The organism is Flavobacterium sp., from assembly GCF_031423415.1.
Taxonomy (GTDB): domain Bacteria; phylum Bacteroidota; class Bacteroidia; order Flavobacteriales; family Flavobacteriaceae; genus Flavobacterium.
Genome location: NZ_JANPFL010000136.1, coordinates 12,622 through 29,542 on the forward strand (window position 1 = coordinate 12,622; position 16,921 = coordinate 29,542).

The following is a 16,921-nucleotide window of genomic DNA, read 5'->3' on the forward strand; positions in this document are numbered from 1 at the left end:
AAAAATCGTTAATTTTCATTCTTAAATCATTGTTATTTATTTAATTGGTCTAACAGTTCTTTTACAATCTTCATATCGTCAAAATCGTGACGGACACCTTGGATTTCCTGGTAAGTTTCGTGTCCTTTTCCTGCAATTAGAATAATATCGTTGGGCTGAGCAAGTTGACACGCTGTTTTAATCGCTTGCTTTCTATCGGTTATTGATAATGATTTTTTGAAATTTTGAGGACCGATACCTTGCTCCATTTCGTTAATAATAACCTCTGGATCTTCATTTCGGGGATTGTCTGCTGTTAAGATGGTTTTGTCACTCAATTCAGCTGCTATATTTGCCATTATTGGTCGTTTGGCTTTGTCTCTGTTTCCTCCACAGCCCACCACGGTTATCAATTGTTCGTTTTTAGTTCGAATATCATTAATTGTTTTTAGTACATTTTCCAATGCGTCTGGCGTATGTGCATAATCTACAATTGCAGTAATATTTGAATTGGAAACAATAAATTGGAAGCGACCTGAAACACTTTCTAAATCGGATAATAATCGAAGTACTTCCAGACTTTCCAATCCTAATTCGATTGCTGTTCCATAAATGGCTAATAAATTATAAGCGTTGAAAGTTCCGATTAGTTTTACCCAAACTTCATTACCGTTAATTTTCAGTAGCAAACCTGATAATTGATTTTCGAGAATTTGTGCTTTATAATCGGCATAAGATTTTAGGGCATAAGTCAATTTTTTGGCAGAGGTGTTTTGTAGCATTACTTGACCGTTTTTATCGTCAATGTTCGATAATACGAAAGCCGTTTTTGGTAAATGGTCAAAAAACGATTTTTTTACATCTCGATATGCTGCAAAAGTGGGGTGGTAATCCAAATGATCGTGAGACAAATTAGTAAAAATCCCGCCTATAAATTGCAATGCTTCGGTGCGTTGTTGATGAATCCCGTGGGAACTTACTTCCATAAAACAGTATTCCACACCAGCGTCAACCATTTCTTTTAAATAGTGATTTATTGTTAATGAATCTGGCGTGGTGTGTGTTGCCTTATATTCTAAATCATCAACCAATATTTTTACTGTTGACAATAATCCCACTTTGAAACCTGCTTTTTTAAATAATTGGAACAATAGAGATGCAATTGTGGTTTTCCCATTTGTTCCCGTTATACCAACTAATTTTAAGCTTTGTGAAGGATTTTCAAAATAATTTGCAGCCATAAAAGCTAATGCTTTATTGGTATCTTTTACTTGAATATAAGTAATTCGAGGTGTTAAAATTTCTGGTAAAATATCGCAAACTATGGCAATAGCACCATTACGAATCGCCGTTTCAATAAAATCGTGACCGTTTGAAATCGTTCCCCGAATTGCTACAAAAGCATCATTTTCGGCAATTTTTCTAGAATCAAATTCTATTTTATTAATAGCAGTATCTGTCGAACCCTTTACGGCTTCGATGGCTACTTTGTATATGATTTCTTTTAAAATAATCACGATAATTCTAATGTTATAGTTGTGTTTTTATCTAATGGTTCGCCGGCTTGAATAGATTGTCTTTTGACTTTTCCAACACCAATTATTTTTACTTTCAATCCAAGATTTCCAAATAAGGCTACCGCATCCATTCCTGCCATTCCTTTTACGTTTGGAATAATTGACCTTTCTTCTTTTTGCGCTTTAGCATAGTAAGAATCATAGTCTTTTTCTTGTTTCAATATTTTCTTGTTGATGTTGTTTATCTCATTTGTTGAAGGCGCATCGGTAAAAATCTTTTGTGCAATTCGTTTAAAAACTGGGCCTGCAACATCTGCTCCATAATAATTATTGTTCACTGTACTGGGTTTATGAACCACCACAATACAGGAATATTTAGGGTTTTCTGCGGGAAAATAGCCTACGAATGAAGAAGCGTAATATTTTTCGGAGCCGCCATTTTTCGCATAATTTACTTGCGCAGTTCCCGTTTTTCCTGCCATTGAAAAATCTTTAGAATAGAGCCCTTTTCCAGTTCCTTTTTTGACAACATTTTTTAGAACTGCTTTTAGTTTCAAGATGGTTTCCGTAGAGCATACCTTCGGATTTAGAACCACTGTATTGTATTTTTTTATGGTTTTATCCCATTGTTTTATTTCGGAAACAAGTTGCGGTTTGACCATTTTTCCGTCATTGGCTACGGCATTATAAAAAGTAAGAGTCTGCATTGGGGTAAGAGAAACACCGTATCCAAACGCCATCCAAGGAAGTGAAAGATTCGACCAATTTTTGTCGTCGGGTTGCGGTATAAATGGTTTGCCTTCTCCCTGAAATTCTAAGCCTAACTTTTTGTTCAACCCAATCGCATTAATGTGATTTACAAATTGGCTTGGATCGGTTTTGTAATTATTATAGACCGCCTGAACCATTACAGTGTTTGACGAAACTTCAAATCCCCTTGCTAATGAGATTTTGCCGTACCCGCCTTCATGCGAATCTCTTACCGATTTTCCAGAATATTTAATAACTCCACCATAAGTATTGAAAACGGCACTTGTATCTATTTTTTTGTCTTCCAAAAGAATCATTAAATCCACCAATTTAAAGGTAGAACCAGGTTCATGTGATTCCGCAAAAGCGTAATTTGTGGTTTCAAAATAAGTACCATTATTTTGTCTTCCTAAATTCGAAATCGCTTTTACATTTCCGGTTTTTGTTTCCATTACCACAACGCATCCGTGATCTGCTTGATATAATTCTAATTGCTTTAGCAAAGCGTGATGTGCAATATCCTGAATGTAAACATCGATTGTAGAGAGTACGTCATAGCCGTCTTGAGGATCAACTTGGTTTACATCACTGATAGGTTTCCATTGTCCTTTAGCAATTTTTTGTTTTAAGATTTTGCCATCTTTACCGTCTAGATATTTTCTGTAAGCCCATTCAATTCCTTTTCCGTTTACCGTTCCGTTAGGATTTGTTCTTTCATATCCAATAGTTCTTTCGGCTATTTCGCCAATGGGGTGTTCTCTAACAGTTTCCTGTTCGATTATAATTCCTCCTTTATAGGCTCCTAATTTAAATAAGGGGAAACTTTTTATTTGTACAAACTCGGTATAACTCAAATCACGAGCCACTAAATAATATCTGTTTTTGTTTGCTCTCGCTTTTCGTAATTCGTTTAAATAGAAACCACTTGGTTTCCTCAAAAGAAGTGCTAACGAATCGGATAATGGTTTTACATTTTTGATAAAATCTTCTGATTTTGGTGCAACGGCGTCAAAACGTATTTCGTAATTTGGAATTGAAGTTGCCAAAAGACTTCCATCTGCAGAATAAATATTCCCCTTATTAGCAGGAATAACAAAATTCTTCACTGTTCTGTCTTTGGCTAATTTTCTATAATAATCTCCTTCGACCCATTGTATATTGGTCAATTTTATAGCAATAGCCAATGCCATCAAAAAAATGATGACCGCTACCAGATAAATTCTGTAAGAACTATTTTTATCTTCTATTGCCATAAGTTTTGAAAGAAATTTTTCTTTACTATTGTTTTTTTTACTCTTATTTTTGTTGGAGGAACTGCCGATGGGAAAATTTGTCTTTCTACCATCTTTTCAGAAACAGTCGACTCCATTTTTAATTTCATTAATTGAGAACGCCTGTCTACAAATTCTGAACGAAGTTCTTTTACTTGGTTATTCAATTTGGCTATCTCAAACACTTTTTGTTCAAAACGCTGTGTGTTTGCAATCATTATTATAGCAAGAACAATCAAAAAAACGATGAATCTCCAGCTTTTTATAGCATCATCTTCAATGAGAAACCGTGCTTTTAATATGTTGTAAACTCCAGTTTTCATTTTTTCTCGGCTATTCTTAATTTGGCACTTCTTGCTCTGTTGTTGATTTTTATTTCAGCATTATTAGGAACAATTAACTTGTCAATGATTTTGAAGGGAACTGAGTAATTTCCGAAAAAATCGCGCTCTGGCTCTCCTTCAAACATTCCGTTTTTAATATATCTTTTTACCAATCGGTCTTCTAACGAATGATAGGAAATGACGCTAAGTCTTCCGCCGGGATTTAAAATCTCTAATGATTGTTCTAGAAATTCTTTCAAAACATCCATTTCCTGATTGACTTCAATTCGGATGGCTTGATAAATTTGTGCCAACACTTTATTTCGGACTTTTTCAGGTAAATATTTTGCCAAAACATCTTTCAGTTCATTTGTGGTACTAATAGGTTGATATTCTCTAGCTTCAATGATTGTTCGTGACAAAGCTGGTGCATTTTTTAATTCTCCATAATCCAAAAACACTCTTTTCAGGTTGGCATCATCATATTCATTGACCACTCGATAGGCATTTAAATCATTTTTTTGACTCATTCTCATATCCAATTCAGCATCAAAACGAGTGGAAAAACCTCTTTCGGCAACATCAAATTGATGCGATGAGACACCTAAATCGGCCAAAATCCCATCGACACTTTTCACGCCGTAAAACCGCAAAAACCTTTTTATGAATCTAAAATTTTCATTGATCAGGGAAAATCTTTCGTCACGAATAGTATTGGCTAAAGCATCTTCATCTTGATCAAAGGCAAACAATTTTCCGTCTGGACCTAATCGACTTAGAATTTCTCTTGAATGTCCGCCACCACCAAAAGTAACGTCAACATAAACGCCGTCGGGTTTAATGTTCAAACCATCTACCGATGTTTGAAGCAAAACTGGATTATGATATTCCATTGTCGTCATTTGTGTTTCCCATTACCTCTTCGGCTAAATCTGCAAAATCTACATCTTCACCACTAATCGATTTTTCATATAAATCTTTATCCCAAATCTCCACAATATTCACCGCAGACGAAAACACGACCTCTTTTAAAATGCTTGCAAATACTACTAAGTCTCTTGGAACTAATAATCTTCCTAAGGCATCGATTTCAACCACTTTCACACCAGCTGTAAACCGGCGAATGAAGTCATTGTTTTTCTTAACGAATCGATTGAGTTTGTTGATTTTTTGCATCATTAAATCCCATTCTTCCATTGGATACAATTCTAAACAGGGTTGAAATACGGAACGCTTTAAAACAAAACCGTTTTGTAGAGATGAACCCAATTGCTTTTTTAAAGGCGCAGGCAGAAGTAGCCTTCCTTTGGCATCAACTCTGCACTCGTATGTTCCGACAATTGTATTCAAGATGAAATTTTTGAATGATGTAGAGCAAAAATATAAAATTTATTACCACAATTTACCACAATTTACCACTTTGTTAATAAGTTTTACCACTTCTCACTAAAAACGACTAGTTTTGAGTGAATCAGTGCATTAGCCGTTTTTCAATACTTTGTTGAGAATTATTGATTTGCAGAAACGATTCCTTTGTAAAAATGTAAACACATCATTTTAAATTGCATTTTGAAAGAACTAAAATTTAAAATTATAAAAACGAAATCGATATAGTTATTAACAATTTCTATAAATTAAAATGCATAAAATTTAATTTCAAAAATTCTTTTTAATTTTTAAATCCTATCTTTGTTGAAATTGAAAAATCGCGATAAATCGTATGGAAAAACACTATAAAAAAGATGGTAAATACAGCTATTATGAGGCTGGTGAAGGAACTCCAATTGTTGTTTTACATGGTTTAATGGGCGGTTTGAGCAATTTTGATGCTGTAGCCAGTCATTTTTCTGAGAAAGGCTATAAAATTGTAATACCCGATTTGCCAATTTACACTCAAAGTATTTTGAAAACTAATGTGAAAGCTTTTGCAAGATACGTGAAGGATTTTATTACTTTCAAAGGATTTGACAGAGTGATTTTATTGGGGAATTCACTCGGGGGACATATCGCTTTGTACCACACAAAGATGTACCCTGAAAAAGTGGCTGGTCTTGTACTAACCGGTAGTTCAGGACTTTATGAAAGCGCTATGGGTGACAGTTACCCTAAAAGAGGTGATTATGAATACATAAAAAAGAAAGCTCAAGATGTTTTTTATGATCCAAAGATGGCTACTAAAGAACTTGTTGACGAAGTATATGCGTCGGTAAACGATAGAATAAAACTGATAAAAACGTTGACCATTGCTAAAAGTGCTATACGCCATAATATGGCGAAAGATTTGCCAAAAATGCATGTTCAAACTTGCTTGATTTGGGGAAGAAACGATTTTGTTACGCCGCCTTCAGTTGCCGAAGAGTTTAACGAATTATTACCCAATGCGACATTATATTGGATAGACAAATGCGGTCATGCAGCAATGATGGAACGTCCCGATGAGTTCAATCGTTTGCTTGAAGGCTGGCTTTCTCATACTCATTTAAAAGCACACTAAGTTTTTAGCTTATGAAAATTAACACCGCTGAATTTATTGTCAGCAACTCTGAAGTTGACAAATGCCCGAAAGACTTTTTGCCAGAATATGCTTTTATTGGCCGATCGAATGTTGGGAAATCATCATTGATTAATATGCTGACCAATCATAAAAATTTAGCAAAAACTTCAGGAAGACCAGGAAAAACACAATTGATAAATCATTTCAAAATTAACAACAATTGGTTTTTGGTCGATTTGCCTGGTTATGGTTATGCCAAAGTTTCGAAGAAAACAAAGTCTGTATTTCAGCAGTTTATCACCGATTATTTCGAGACAAGAGAACAACTTGTTTGTGCATTTGTGCTGATTGACATTCGGCACGAAGCACAAAATATCGACATCGAATTTATGGCGTATATGGGCGAAAGTGAAATTCCGTTTTGCATTATTTTTACAAAAGCAGATAAAATCAGTAAAGTAAAAATAGATTCTCATATCGCTGCTTATAAAAAGCAAATGTTTGCCAATAATTGGGCGGAAATGCCTCAGTATTTTGTTACTTCCGCAACCGAATCTACAGGAAAAGAGGAAGTTTTAAGTTATATTGAGGAAGTAAATCAAGAGGTTTTTAAGAACAATAGTGAGTTTTAAAATTAAATTCCAAATACAAAGAATCCCAAATTCCAATCATTACAATAGGAATTTGGGATTATTAATTTAGATTTTTTTATTTTTTCAATTCCAATTTCTCTGCAAAATAATCGCAAAAATCTTGCATTGTAGCAGACATCTTTTCGTCGCCTGTCGCTCTTTGAAAAGTTTCGGTCATCGAAAGCAAGGTTTGATGAAAAAAGATTTTCATATCATCAACAGCCATATCTTTTGTCCACAATTCGATACATTTTGTCGATTTTTCGTCACTGTTCCAAACCGAGAGCATAAATGCTTTTGCATCTTCAAGTTCTACTCCGCCTTCAACCGCAGCCCACGACAATTTTTCTGGAACTCGGTTTTCATCTAATTGGACATTAATCTTAATTTGGGATGTATTGTTATTCGCCATTTTTTTTAGGTTTGTATTTAGATTCTTCAAATAGTTCTTTTGCATTCATTTTTAGCATTGTTTCTAGCGGCACATCGTTATTATTCATATAAGATCGCACCATTTGCCATCCTATCCAAGTGCCGACTCTTCCTGGAGATTCATTGTCAGTTTCGAGATAAAATTTAGAAAATGGAGCCGTATTTATAAAGCGATTACTCAGTTTTGAATCGTCGCTATACAGCAATTCGTTTTCCAGAAAATACCTCCACATATAGCCTTCGTTTTCTTCGCACCATTTATTTTGTTCAGGTGTATATCCTATTTTGTCCCCATCAGAATAGTCAGGCAGCAGTAAATCTTTTAGATATAATTGTTTTCCAAAATAGATCATCTGACTCAGTAAAGACGAATCTCTGACTGGAGCTATTTTTTGTGCAGAAAAACTCGAAACTACATCCGGAAGGATTTGTTTTTGTTCGAAATTTTGTTTCAAATAGTTGGGGAATTGATAAAATTTATGGTTTTTGCCCAAATACAATTCTAGAGAAATAATCAATAAACTATCAGTGTAAATGACCTTATTATTATAATCCATTTCCGAAATTACTGTGATTACTTTTGGAGTTTTGTTTTCAGGAAAATAAAATTTTATATGTTTAAAAAGGGTGTTTAGGTCTTTTTGTACAGGGTCAAAATTGGAATATTGTTTTTGCACTTCGGAATATAATTCTCGCCATAGTGGATCTTTCATTTTATTGAGCCATACGCTGTCTTTGTTTTCTGATGGAAAAAAAAACGGAAATTGTTTCTTTAGTTGACCTAAATCTTTTGGCCCAGTTTCAAAAAACAGTTTATCAAAGCGTTCTACTTTGATTTCTAGGGGAATTTCTTCAACAGCTTTTTCGACTTTCGATTTTTTGTCGCAAGAAGCCAAAGCGATTATTAATACAAATAATATAAAAATTCTTCTCATTTTATTTTTTTTAGCCCCGACAGCAGTGGAAATCCTTTTACTTTTTTCTTTAAAAAGTAAAAGATTACAGCGGATAGCGGGAATAGCTCCCGAAAATTATTATTTTTGCAAATATACAATACCTACATTTTAAAAACCCAAACTATTATGTCTAAAATAAGTACACTACAGGTCGAAAAAGTAAATACTCATATTGTCAATTGGTTAAAAACCTATGCTGAAAACGCAAAAGTAAATGGTTTTGTTGTGGGGATTTCTGGCGGAGTCGATTCGGCAGTTACCTCGACGCTTTGTGCACAAACTGGTTTGCCAACTTTGTGTGTTGAAATGCCTATTCATCAAGCGGCAAGTCACGTAAGTCGTGGCCGCGAGCATATTGAACAATTGAAAAAAAGATTTCCAAACGTTTCTAATATTGAAGCCGATTTGACTCCATTTTTTGAAACTTTTAAAACTATTGTTCCTATTGTTTCCGATTTAGACAAAGTGAATTTGTCTTTAGCCAATACTCGAGCTCGTATGCGAATGACCACTTTGTATTATTTTGCTGGAATTCATGGTTATCTAGTTGCTGGTACAGGAAATAAAGTGGAAGATTTTGGAGTTGGTTTTTATACTAAATACGGTGATGGAGGAGTAGATTTAAGTCCGATTGCAGATTTAATGAAATCGGATGTGTATGCTTTGGGAAAATATTTGCAAATTCCAAACTCTATTTTAGAAGCATCACCAACTGATGGATTATTTGGTGATGACAGAACAGATGAAGACCAGTTAGGCGCGAGTTATGATGAATTAGAGTGGGCTATGCTGGAAGATGAAAAGGGAAAAATTAGTGAAAATTTTTCAGGAAGGGAAAAAATCGTCTTCGATATTTATAAAAAATTGAATGCCACAAACCAGCATAAAATGATTGAAATTCCAGTTTGTTTTATTCCAAACGATATTAAGTAGTATTTTTCTAATATTTTTTGCGAGTTTAATAAATTTTTTTATTAATTTTACTAATTATTAAAATATAGGCAATTTTAAAAAATAATATTATGATAAAAGTTTGTTTAGCAAATAACCATCCGGTTGTGCATTTCGGGGTAAAATCGTATTTCAAAGATCACGATAGTATCTCAATAGTTGCCAATGTAGGCAATTTTTTAATGGTAAGAGATATTCTCCTCACGAAGGAGATTGATGTCTTGATTTTAGATCTTGAATTAGAGGGTCTTTCTAGTATTTTTGAAGTTAAAAATCTACTGAAAAATTTTCCGAAAACAAAAATAATTATATTTAGTGATCTTTCAGAGCAAATTTATGCGCCAAACGCGATAAAGGCGGGTGTTGCTGGATTTGTTTCGCAAAAAGAAAAACTGGAAACTTTAGGTCAGGCAATTATAAAAGTCAATCAAGGTAAAATCATCATTGATGAAACGGTAAAGAAAAATATGGCTCTAATTGCCAAACAAACCAAAAGTGAGCGTTTGTATCGTAAACTTTCTAATCGTGAAGTAGAGGTTTTGCGTTATTTGAGTGACGGTAAGAAAAACAATGAGGTTGCCAAAATTTTGGGTCTCAACGAAAAAACAATAAGTACTTACAAACTAAGACTATTGCAAAAATTAAACGTTACTAATTTAGTAGATTTGGTCAACAAAGCAAAAACTCTAGAAATAGTTTAATTGTAGCGCGACATTACCCTTCCTAGTTTTTTCGAAAAAGAATTGATTAGTTTAGAATAATCCATCGCCATAGATAACGGCTCAATGTTATCAGAATCAGGTTCTGATGATATTGAGCTCTTTATTTCTTCTATGATTCGATCGACCAAATACCATCTTAAAGTAAGGATAGTTTCAGAAACATATTGATTTATGGTTTGGTCTTTTGTTTTGGGAAAAATATTTTGTCCTTCCCAATTATGCAATACTACTTTTTCGTCCGCCATCAAAATATCGGTTACTTCTTGAGCAAAGTCAGGGTGTAAATGCATTAAATAGTGTTCGATGCTAAAGTTTTCGTTTTGATTAAAATAAGTTATCAATTCGTTATAAATATTTCTAAACAAAGGATTTGCGAGTTCGACTTCGTCTTCTTGTAAACTCAAATAAATTCGTTGAAATACTTTGTACTCTTTTTTTTCAATTACATCTTCGATTTCCCCAGCTTCATTTGTTTTCAGAAGAACGTCTTCAAATTCCTCCGTTTTATTTCCGTACAACAAAAGAATTTCAATAATTTTTCTTTCTAAACCATAAAGAATATCAACTTTTTGAATCTGAATGGGCGATTCGTTTTTGACAACTTCAAAGGCTTTTTGTCCCGAAGCTTCGGGATTTTTTTGTTTTTTTCCAAGTTCAGAAATGTCTTTTTGAACCAATTGTGCCAAAGTGCTCACCAAAACTTGTTCCGAAATATCCATAATTCGGGAACATTCCTGAATATAGATTTCGCGCTGAATTCTGTCTGGAATTTTAGAAATACTCACCACCATATCCCGAATCAAATCGGCTTTTTTTATCGGATCGTTTTTCGCCTCATTCATTAACAAGGAGGCTTTGAACTGGATAAAATCTTTGGAATTTTCATTTAAATAGTTGACCAATGCTTCATATGGTGTTTTCTTGGCAAAACTATCAGGATCTTCTCCATCAGGAAAAGCGCACACTTTTACGTTCATTCCTTCCTCCAGAATCAAGTCGATTCCACGAACGGAAGCACGCAATCCAGCAGCATCACCGTCAAAAAGTACAGTAATATTTTTCGTCAGTCTGTTGATTAATCGGATTTGGTCTGGTGTCAAAGCTGTTCCTGAAGAAGCCACAACATTTTCTATACCAGCTTGATTGAACTGAATTACATCAGTATACCCTTCGACTAAATAGCAGTTGTTTTCTTTGGCAATGGCTTGTTTGGCTTGAAAAATTCCATACAATACTTTACTCTTGTGGTAAATTTCACTTTCGGGTGAATTGAGGTATTTTGCCGCTTTTTTGTCATTGGTCAAAATTCTTCCTCCAAAACCTAGAATCCTTCCCGACATACTTTGAATGGGAAACATCACTCTTCCTTTGAATCGGTCGAAAGGTCTATCCTCTTTCGGAATTGTTAAACCAGTGCTTTCTAGAAACTCTAATTTATAGCCTTTTCCTAAAGCTTCTTTGGTAAAAGCATCCCAAGTTTCGGGTGAATAACCAAGCGCAAATTTCTTTATTGTTTCGCTAGTAAAACCTCGTTCTTTGAAATACGAAAGGCCAATGGCTTTGCCTTCTTCGGAATGTAAAAGGGTGTTGTGAAAATAATCTTTGGCAAATTCAGAAACCAAATACATACTTTCGCGAACATCGGTATTGGCTTTTTCTTCATCGGTTTGTTCGGTTTCTTCGATTTCGATATTGTATTTTTTGGCCAGATATCGAATGGCTTCTGGATAGGTAAAATGAGAATGTTCCATCAAGAAAGCCACCGCATTGCCGCCTTTTCCTGAGCTGAAATCTTTCCAAATTCCTTTGGCTGGTGACACCATAAATGAGGGAGAACGCTCGTCTGAGAAGGGACTCAATCCTTTAAAGTTGCTTCCAGCTCGTTTTAATTGTACAAAATCGCCAATAACTTCCTCAACGCGGGCAGTTTCGAAAACGGTATCTATGGTGTTTTTTGAAATCAATTTGTTTAATCTTCTGTGGTAAAAAGTCAAAGATACAAAGATTTCACGCATATACTAAAATATTAAAATCCGTTTGTACATTGGATTAAAAATGGAAGCTATTTGGTGTAGCATCGATTTTGTTTTTTAGAAGAACCTTTGATTTTATTGGCTTGGAGATTGTTTTTTGGAAATGGAGAACAAAATATGCAAAAGGAGACTGTTTTTTCTCAAAAGGAGACTGAAATATGCAAAAGGAGGTCGTTTGTTTTGAAATGGAGATTGTTTTTTTTGAAATGGAGATTGAAATATGCGAATGGAGATTGTTTTTTTTGAAATGGAGACTGTTTTTTTTGAAAAGGAGGATATGAGTAAACAAAGGGAGGACTTTTATTGGGAAATGGCTACTGTACTTTGATGGATTGGTTTTGTGATTAAAGAAAATGTTGGTTTTGATGACAGAAAAGTGATTTTGAATGATGTTATTCTGTTTTGATGTTTTGGAAAGGTGCCCTTTATTATTTTATTGCTCCCCGTTTGATTGCGAAGTACTGAGAACAACATAGTGCCGATTTTTTACCATATAAGGCATGTAAGAACATTTAAGTTTTTGATTGTGCCGCTTTTGCCATAAGTGATAAGATAAAATGTTGCACTGTTGCAATGCGACACTAATTGATTCCTTCTACTTAGAAGCTTTGTGTAGATTTTTTTGCCACAGATTTCAGGGATTTAAAGGATTTGCTTCGTGTGTTCGCTATCGCTTGAGTCAAGGTTTTTTAGAGATTTTTGCGGATTTTTGACTTGAATGGATTCTAAAAAAGCTTTTGGTCTATTAGTTTTGGTGTTCGGCTCCGAGGTAGGATATTAGCCTTTACTGATTTTAGAAAAAAGAGGGATTTATTTTATTAAAAATGTTGTAGTTTATTTTTATATTTTTTACTTTAGCTGTTAGTTAACTAAAGGTTAGCTTTTTAAGCAATAGATAAACCTATAAATTTTAAAATTATGAGTAAAGAGTATTCGTTTTTGAAAGAAGAGTATGTTCCGGGTGCTTTGTTTATTAAAACAAGTTTTATTAGAGACCGGGAAGAATTGGTAACTAGATTTGCGGAGTATACTCCGGAATATGTAGTTGGGTATGAAGCTCAAATTAGTACTGTTAAGGAGATTCAGCGGACTTTGGTGCTGACGGATGAGCAGAAGCAGGCGACTGTGAATTTGTATCGTAAGGCTGATAGTTTGAATGTTGAGTTTAATTTTGTGGCTAGTTATTTTAAGAAGTGTACACTGGATACTAAAATTTTGAGTGAGGTAAAAAAGGATTTGACTCGTAGGAATATTGAGGGTGCTACCGATAAAATTGCTAGTATTATTCAATTGATCGAAGCTAATGCAATTGCTTTAATAAGCAAGGGTATGGCTGCAAATTTTGGGTCGACTTTAGCTGCTGATAGGGATTATTTGGAGCAACAGAATGTGTTGCAGAATCAGGTTAAAAATAAGGTTTCGGATTTGTATACTGCAAACAAAGCGGAGTACGATGCTTTGTATGATTATATTGCTGAGATTGCGAATGATGGGAAAATTATGTACAAGGGCACACCGAAAGCGAAGGAATATACTATTGGTAAAATTATTGAGCGTATGCGCTCGGGGAATGGTGGAGCTAGTGATGCAGCTACTCCTACTGCTTAAAATTGAAACCGCCGAATGGCGGTTTTTTTGTTTTTTATGTGTACAAAGAGGCACAAAGATGGGCACTGAGGTTTGGGGTGTTTTGTTTTTTCTACTTCACTTTGAAGTGATTGATTAATAGGCAGTACGCTAGTGGTTGAATTTATTTTTGCTTGTGGTACGCAAGTATTTAAATGCGGATTTAAAAATTTTATTTTAATACAGTGCAAGTTGTTCTTATTCTTTTATCATCAATTAGTTCATTAAGCTGTTTTTTTACATCATAAAATGAAGTTCTTAAACCACAATGACAAAGTTCCACTAATGGATCTTTATCTAAAATATTCTCATACAAGTCTTGCAGACTAGGTGCGTACTTAAGATTTGCATATTCTGAATAAGTCATTTTCAGGAATGCAACGTTTACACTAATTCCTCTATTGTCAAGTACATAACCTTCATTTAAAATTACAGGAAGCTGATAAGTGCTTCCTGTAAGTAAGTCATTTGGATGAGGGTACGACAGTATTGTTTTTTTATCGTCTGATAATAAAATAGGAACTAAATTGTTATAATCTCCTTTTGTCTTGTAAACTAAAACAGGTGGGTTTGCAAACATATTTGGTTCAATCATTTCATCACTCCTATTTTGCACAGTTCTGTTTTTTGTTGCACAACTTAAACATATTGACAATGCTAAAATTAAAAGGATTAGTTTCATTTAGAAATAATTATTTTTTTGGTTGCAATTTCATTAGCTGTATGAAATTGTAAAAAATAGGTGCCTTCTGAAAAATTACTGACTGGCAGATTAAAGATATTAGATTTATTGTCAATATCATAAGTAAAAATCTTTTGCCCTTGAATGTTTACTAAATCAATCGTGTTAAGCTTTCCAACAAAGTTGTTCGTATTTATTGTTACAAAATCTGTAGCTGGTATGGGATAGACTTTGATACTGTTTGCAAACTCATTTTGATTAATGCCAAGTGCTACTGTTCTTGCTATATTAAGATTCAATAAGTAACTTCCCGCATTTCCTTGAAAGTAAGGAGCGGTTTTTAAATATATTGTTCCACCATTATTTTTTGTAATATTTCCTGGAATAACATCATCATAAGCTTCAGACCAAGTTATGCCATCGGTAGAGTAAGAAAACAATGCGTCTAAAGTATAGGTTTTACCATCATCGCTACTGTAACTATCTTGCAATCTTGGTATAATTGTATAGTTATACCCGTTTGGCAATTGCAACTTATAATAATCTACATCTGTACCAATATGAGCATTAGAACCAACTGTATTTACAGTTGCGGTATTGCCAGAAAAAGTTAGTGGTAAACTATAAGATTTTACAAAAGTGTCGTTATCTTCATAAACATCTGCCAAGAATGGCGCTTTAATAACAGTAACATTTATTGGATTTAAAAATGTTGAAGTTGAACCTGTTAATTCCCAATCACCAGTTGAGCTTTTGTGTTGCAGCGCAATTAGATAAGAGCCAGGATTTGCTGTAATTGCGGATGTAAATTTCAAATAGGGTGCATTATATGTATAATCAGTAGGCAACCCGCTTGACTCATTATAAGTCCCGATATCCTGCACAAACGTTCCATCAAGATTATATAATCCTACTTTATATTGACCAATGAATGTTGCAGTGCCACTATTTAAAATATTCAGATTTACTGATGCATTTAGACCTTGTGTTAAAGTTGTACTTGGCGAGACCACCATTGCCGAGTTTAATTTTACGGAGTTAGGATTAACCACTGAAATTTTAGTGAAATTAGAAAAACTACCGCTATTTTGAACAATTTTCCAATCTCCCCCAGTCGCTTTAAAATAAAGGCCTAAAGTATATGTTCCTGGCAACATTGAAAACAATCCTGCATTAGAAAACACAAGATTATTAGTGTAGGTATTGCCTCCTGGTAAACTGTAATTAGTTTTTGTTTCTACATAATCAACAAAATTGTTATTACTATCAAAAATGGCAACTGTATAATCACCTGCAAAAGTATTTGTACCATTATTTTTTATATTTGTTGAAACTGAAAAAAGATTACCATAATTGATCGTTGTAGCGGACGGTGTTAGATTGTTATTTAAAGCTAAATTGAATGTAATTGCAGAAGAAGGTGGTTCAATACCAATAATAGCTTGATGCCCGCTGTTATATCCTCCTGAACCACCACCCGTTCCAAGACCGTCAGGATTTAAAGCGTTAATTCGAAAATAACCATCGTACCTTCCAGCCCAACCCCAATTAAAATGTATGAAATCAGAATTATCAAATCCATCGGCAGCAAAACAATGACCTCCCCCTGCACCAAAACCAGCATATATAATTGGCCTGCCTCCATTAAATTCCATTTTTAACAAATTAAGCCACTGTGTATCATTATAATTTACTCTTTGAACACCTTGAAGAGTATTTTTGTAACCAAAATAAGTTTTTAAGGCATATTCGGAACAATTGGTTAAAGGACTTTGAGAAGAAATAACATAAGCGCTACTGCCTCCTGTAGATCCAATACCATAACCCATATCAACACTTACACCGACATCATACATAAGTTTAGCTACAGCAGTATTAGTACTGTTTACTGAATTTGGCATAGAACTCCACTGATACGTTGTGTTACCATAATTAGCGGATAAAGTTCCATATTTACTATGATTATAAGAATGAAAGCCACTACCTGTGGCGGGGTAATTCCAATACTTCATAACCTGTGCCATTGCTGTTGCAACACAACCCGTAACGGTTTGTTCATTTGCTTGTGCATCAATAGGACATAACGCATTATAATAGGGAGATTGATCCCATTTTGTTTTTATTAATGGGGCAACACCCAACATTATTTTTGAAGTATCATTACTTTTGAATTGAGAAGTCGTGTTTACAGAATTTCCGTTTTTTAATCTTTTCCAATTTTCTTTAATATCAGTTGTTGGTTGAATACTTTGTTCAATAATACTTTGAATTTCATTTTTATAGCCTTCAATCCATTTTGCTACATTTTGCGGTACATTATTTGGGTCAAAATTACCCTCGGTAGAATATCCTAAAATAGGAGTTACAGTATCGTCGGCAGCTACAATAACAAAGCCATTACTATTAACATTAAAAACCATTGTTGTCCGATAAAAACTTGAAAAGCTACTATTTATAAGCATTTCAACTGTTTTGCTTGTTTTTTAGTGTTCTTTGTAGAACTCAATATTTGAAATTTAGAAAAATATTTTTTCAAATATTGAAGTTTTAAGA

The 16,921-nt window shown here is 34.1% G+C and carries 15 protein-coding genes; 5 read left to right on the plus strand and 10 right to left on the minus strand.

Annotation, left to right across the window (positions count from 1 at the left end; genetic code table 11):
• Positions 1-32 precede the first annotated feature (32 nt).
• Genes RMO83_RS12250 through RMO83_RS12270 form a run of 5 tightly spaced genes read right to left on the minus strand, consistent with a single transcriptional unit; the run spans position 33 to position 5,190 of the window.
• Positions 33-1,496, minus strand: a complete 1,464-nt coding sequence (locus RMO83_RS12250) for a UDP-N-acetylmuramoyl-L-alanyl-D-glutamate--2,6-diaminopimelate ligase (RefSeq protein ID WP_310559983.1) — start codon at positions 1,494-1,496, stop codon at positions 33-35.
• The gene (locus RMO83_RS12255; RefSeq protein WP_310559984.1) at positions 1,493-3,499 is read right to left on the minus strand and encodes a penicillin-binding protein; all 2,007 of its coding nucleotides are present in this window, start codon (positions 3,497-3,499) and stop codon (positions 1,493-1,495) included. Before RMO83_RS12255 ends, RMO83_RS12250 begins: the two co-directional genes overlap by 4 nt.
• Positions 3,490-3,840 carry an FtsL-like putative cell division protein gene (locus RMO83_RS12260; protein WP_310559985.1) on the minus strand — a complete coding sequence of 117 codons (351 nt, stop codon included), beginning with the start codon at positions 3,838-3,840 and terminating at the stop codon, positions 3,490-3,492. The genes RMO83_RS12255 and RMO83_RS12260 overlap by 10 nt, the downstream gene beginning before the upstream one ends.
• The gene (rsmH, locus tag RMO83_RS12265) at positions 3,837-4,733 is read right to left on the minus strand and encodes a 16S rRNA (cytosine(1402)-N(4))-methyltransferase RsmH (RefSeq protein ID WP_310559986.1); all 897 of its coding nucleotides are present in this window, start codon (positions 4,731-4,733) and stop codon (positions 3,837-3,839) included. The genes RMO83_RS12260 and rsmH overlap by 4 nt, the downstream gene beginning before the upstream one ends.
• Positions 4,720-5,190 (minus strand): division/cell wall cluster transcriptional repressor MraZ, encoded by a 471-nt coding sequence (locus RMO83_RS12270; protein WP_310559987.1) that lies wholly within the window; start codon positions 5,188-5,190, stop codon positions 4,720-4,722. The genes rsmH and RMO83_RS12270 overlap by 14 nt, the downstream gene beginning before the upstream one ends.
• A gap of 370 nt (positions 5,191-5,560) precedes the next feature.
• Between RMO83_RS12270 and RMO83_RS12275 the strand changes: the two genes are divergently transcribed.
• Positions 5,561-6,334 carry an alpha/beta hydrolase gene (locus RMO83_RS12275; protein ID WP_310559988.1) on the plus strand — a complete coding sequence of 258 codons (774 nt, stop codon included), beginning with the start codon at positions 5,561-5,563 and terminating at the stop codon, positions 6,332-6,334.
• A gap of 11 nt (positions 6,335-6,345) precedes the next feature.
• On the plus strand, positions 6,346-6,966 hold the full coding sequence (gene yihA / locus RMO83_RS12280) for a ribosome biogenesis GTP-binding protein YihA/YsxC (RefSeq protein ID WP_310559989.1): 621 nt from the start codon (positions 6,346-6,348) through the stop codon (positions 6,964-6,966).
• Between the two features lie 76 nt (positions 6,967-7,042).
• On the opposite strand, the gene gldC is transcribed toward yihA, so the two are convergent.
• Both gldC and gldB read right to left on the minus strand, forming a co-directional pair.
• Positions 7,043-7,378, minus strand: coding sequence for a gliding motility protein GldC (gldC, locus tag RMO83_RS12285; protein ID WP_310559990.1), 336 nt, complete (start codon positions 7,376-7,378; stop codon positions 7,043-7,045).
• Positions 7,368-8,333 carry a gliding motility lipoprotein GldB gene (gldB, locus tag RMO83_RS12290; RefSeq protein ID WP_310559991.1) on the minus strand — a complete coding sequence of 322 codons (966 nt, stop codon included), beginning with the start codon at positions 8,331-8,333 and terminating at the stop codon, positions 7,368-7,370. Before gldB ends, gldC begins: the two co-directional genes overlap by 11 nt.
• Before the next feature lie 147 nt (positions 8,334-8,480).
• Here gldB and nadE point away from each other — a divergent pair, with 147 nt between their 5' ends.
• A complete protein-coding gene (nadE, locus tag RMO83_RS12295; protein ID WP_310559992.1) occupies positions 8,481-9,287 on the plus strand; it encodes an NAD(+) synthase in 807 nt (268 codons plus the stop codon).
• Between the two features lie 89 nt (positions 9,288-9,376).
• On the plus strand, positions 9,377-10,006 hold the full coding sequence (locus RMO83_RS12300) for a response regulator transcription factor (protein WP_310559993.1): 630 nt from the start codon (positions 9,377-9,379) through the stop codon (positions 10,004-10,006).
• On the opposite strand, the gene dnaG is transcribed toward RMO83_RS12300, so the two are convergent.
• Complete coding sequence (gene dnaG / locus RMO83_RS12305; protein WP_310559997.1) at positions 10,003-11,991, minus strand: DNA primase; 1,989 nt, start codon at positions 11,989-11,991, stop codon at positions 10,003-10,005. The two genes, RMO83_RS12300 and dnaG, sit on opposite strands and share 4 nt — an antisense overlap.
• A 987-nt stretch (positions 11,992-12,978) precedes the next feature.
• On the opposite strand from dnaG, the gene RMO83_RS12310 reads away from it, so the two are divergent.
• Positions 12,979-13,668, plus strand: coding sequence for a hypothetical protein (locus RMO83_RS12310; RefSeq protein WP_310559994.1), 690 nt, complete (start codon positions 12,979-12,981; stop codon positions 13,666-13,668).
• A 190-nt stretch (positions 13,669-13,858) separates the two neighbouring features.
• Here RMO83_RS12310 and RMO83_RS12315 read toward each other — a convergent pair whose 3' ends face one another.
• Together RMO83_RS12315 and RMO83_RS12320 are read right to left on the minus strand one after the other, a co-directional pair.
• Positions 13,859-14,368: a hypothetical protein gene (locus RMO83_RS12315; protein WP_310559995.1), complete on the minus strand. Its 510-nt coding sequence runs from the start codon at positions 14,366-14,368 to the stop codon at positions 13,859-13,861.
• Positions 14,365-16,788, minus strand: coding sequence for a thiol protease/hemagglutinin PrtT (locus tag RMO83_RS12320; RefSeq protein ID WP_310559996.1), 2,424 nt, complete (start codon positions 16,786-16,788; stop codon positions 14,365-14,367). Before RMO83_RS12320 ends, RMO83_RS12315 begins: the two co-directional genes overlap by 4 nt.
• Between the last annotated feature and the right edge of the window lie 133 nt (positions 16,789-16,921).

Bases quoted from the DNA above. Each gene is read 5' to 3' on its own strand.
- RMO83_RS12255 (WP_310559984.1), bottom strand. From the start codon at position 3,499: ATGGCAATAGAAGATAAAAATAGTTCTTACAGAATTTATCTGGTAGCG.
- RMO83_RS12260 (WP_310559985.1), bottom strand. From the start codon at position 3,840: ATGAAAACTGGAGTTTACAACATATTAAAAGCACGGTTTCTCATTGAA.
- rsmH (WP_310559986.1), bottom strand. From the start codon at position 4,733: ATGGAATATCATAATCCAGTTTTGCTTCAAACATCGGTAGATGGTTTG.
- RMO83_RS12275 (WP_310559988.1), top strand. From the start codon at position 5,561: ATGGAAAAACACTATAAAAAAGATGGTAAATACAGCTATTATGAGGCT.
- yihA (WP_310559989.1), top strand. From the start codon at position 6,346: ATGAAAATTAACACCGCTGAATTTATTGTCAGCAACTCTGAAGTTGAC.
- gldC (WP_310559990.1), bottom strand. From the start codon at position 7,378: ATGGCGAATAACAATACATCCCAAATTAAGATTAATGTCCAATTAGAT.
- gldB (WP_310559991.1), bottom strand. From the start codon at position 8,333: ATGAGAAGAATTTTTATATTATTTGTATTAATAATCGCTTTGGCTTCT.
- nadE (WP_310559992.1), top strand. From the start codon at position 8,481: ATGTCTAAAATAAGTACACTACAGGTCGAAAAAGTAAATACTCATATT.
- RMO83_RS12300 (WP_310559993.1), top strand. From the start codon at position 9,377: ATGATAAAAGTTTGTTTAGCAAATAACCATCCGGTTGTGCATTTCGGG.
- RMO83_RS12310 (WP_310559994.1), top strand. From the start codon at position 12,979: ATGAGTAAAGAGTATTCGTTTTTGAAAGAAGAGTATGTTCCGGGTGCT.
- RMO83_RS12315 (WP_310559995.1), bottom strand. From the start codon at position 14,368: ATGAAACTAATCCTTTTAATTTTAGCATTGTCAATATGTTTAAGTTGT.
- RMO83_RS12320 (WP_310559996.1), bottom strand. From the start codon at position 16,788: ATGGTTTTTAATGTTAATAGTAATGGCTTTGTTATTGTAGCTGCCGAC.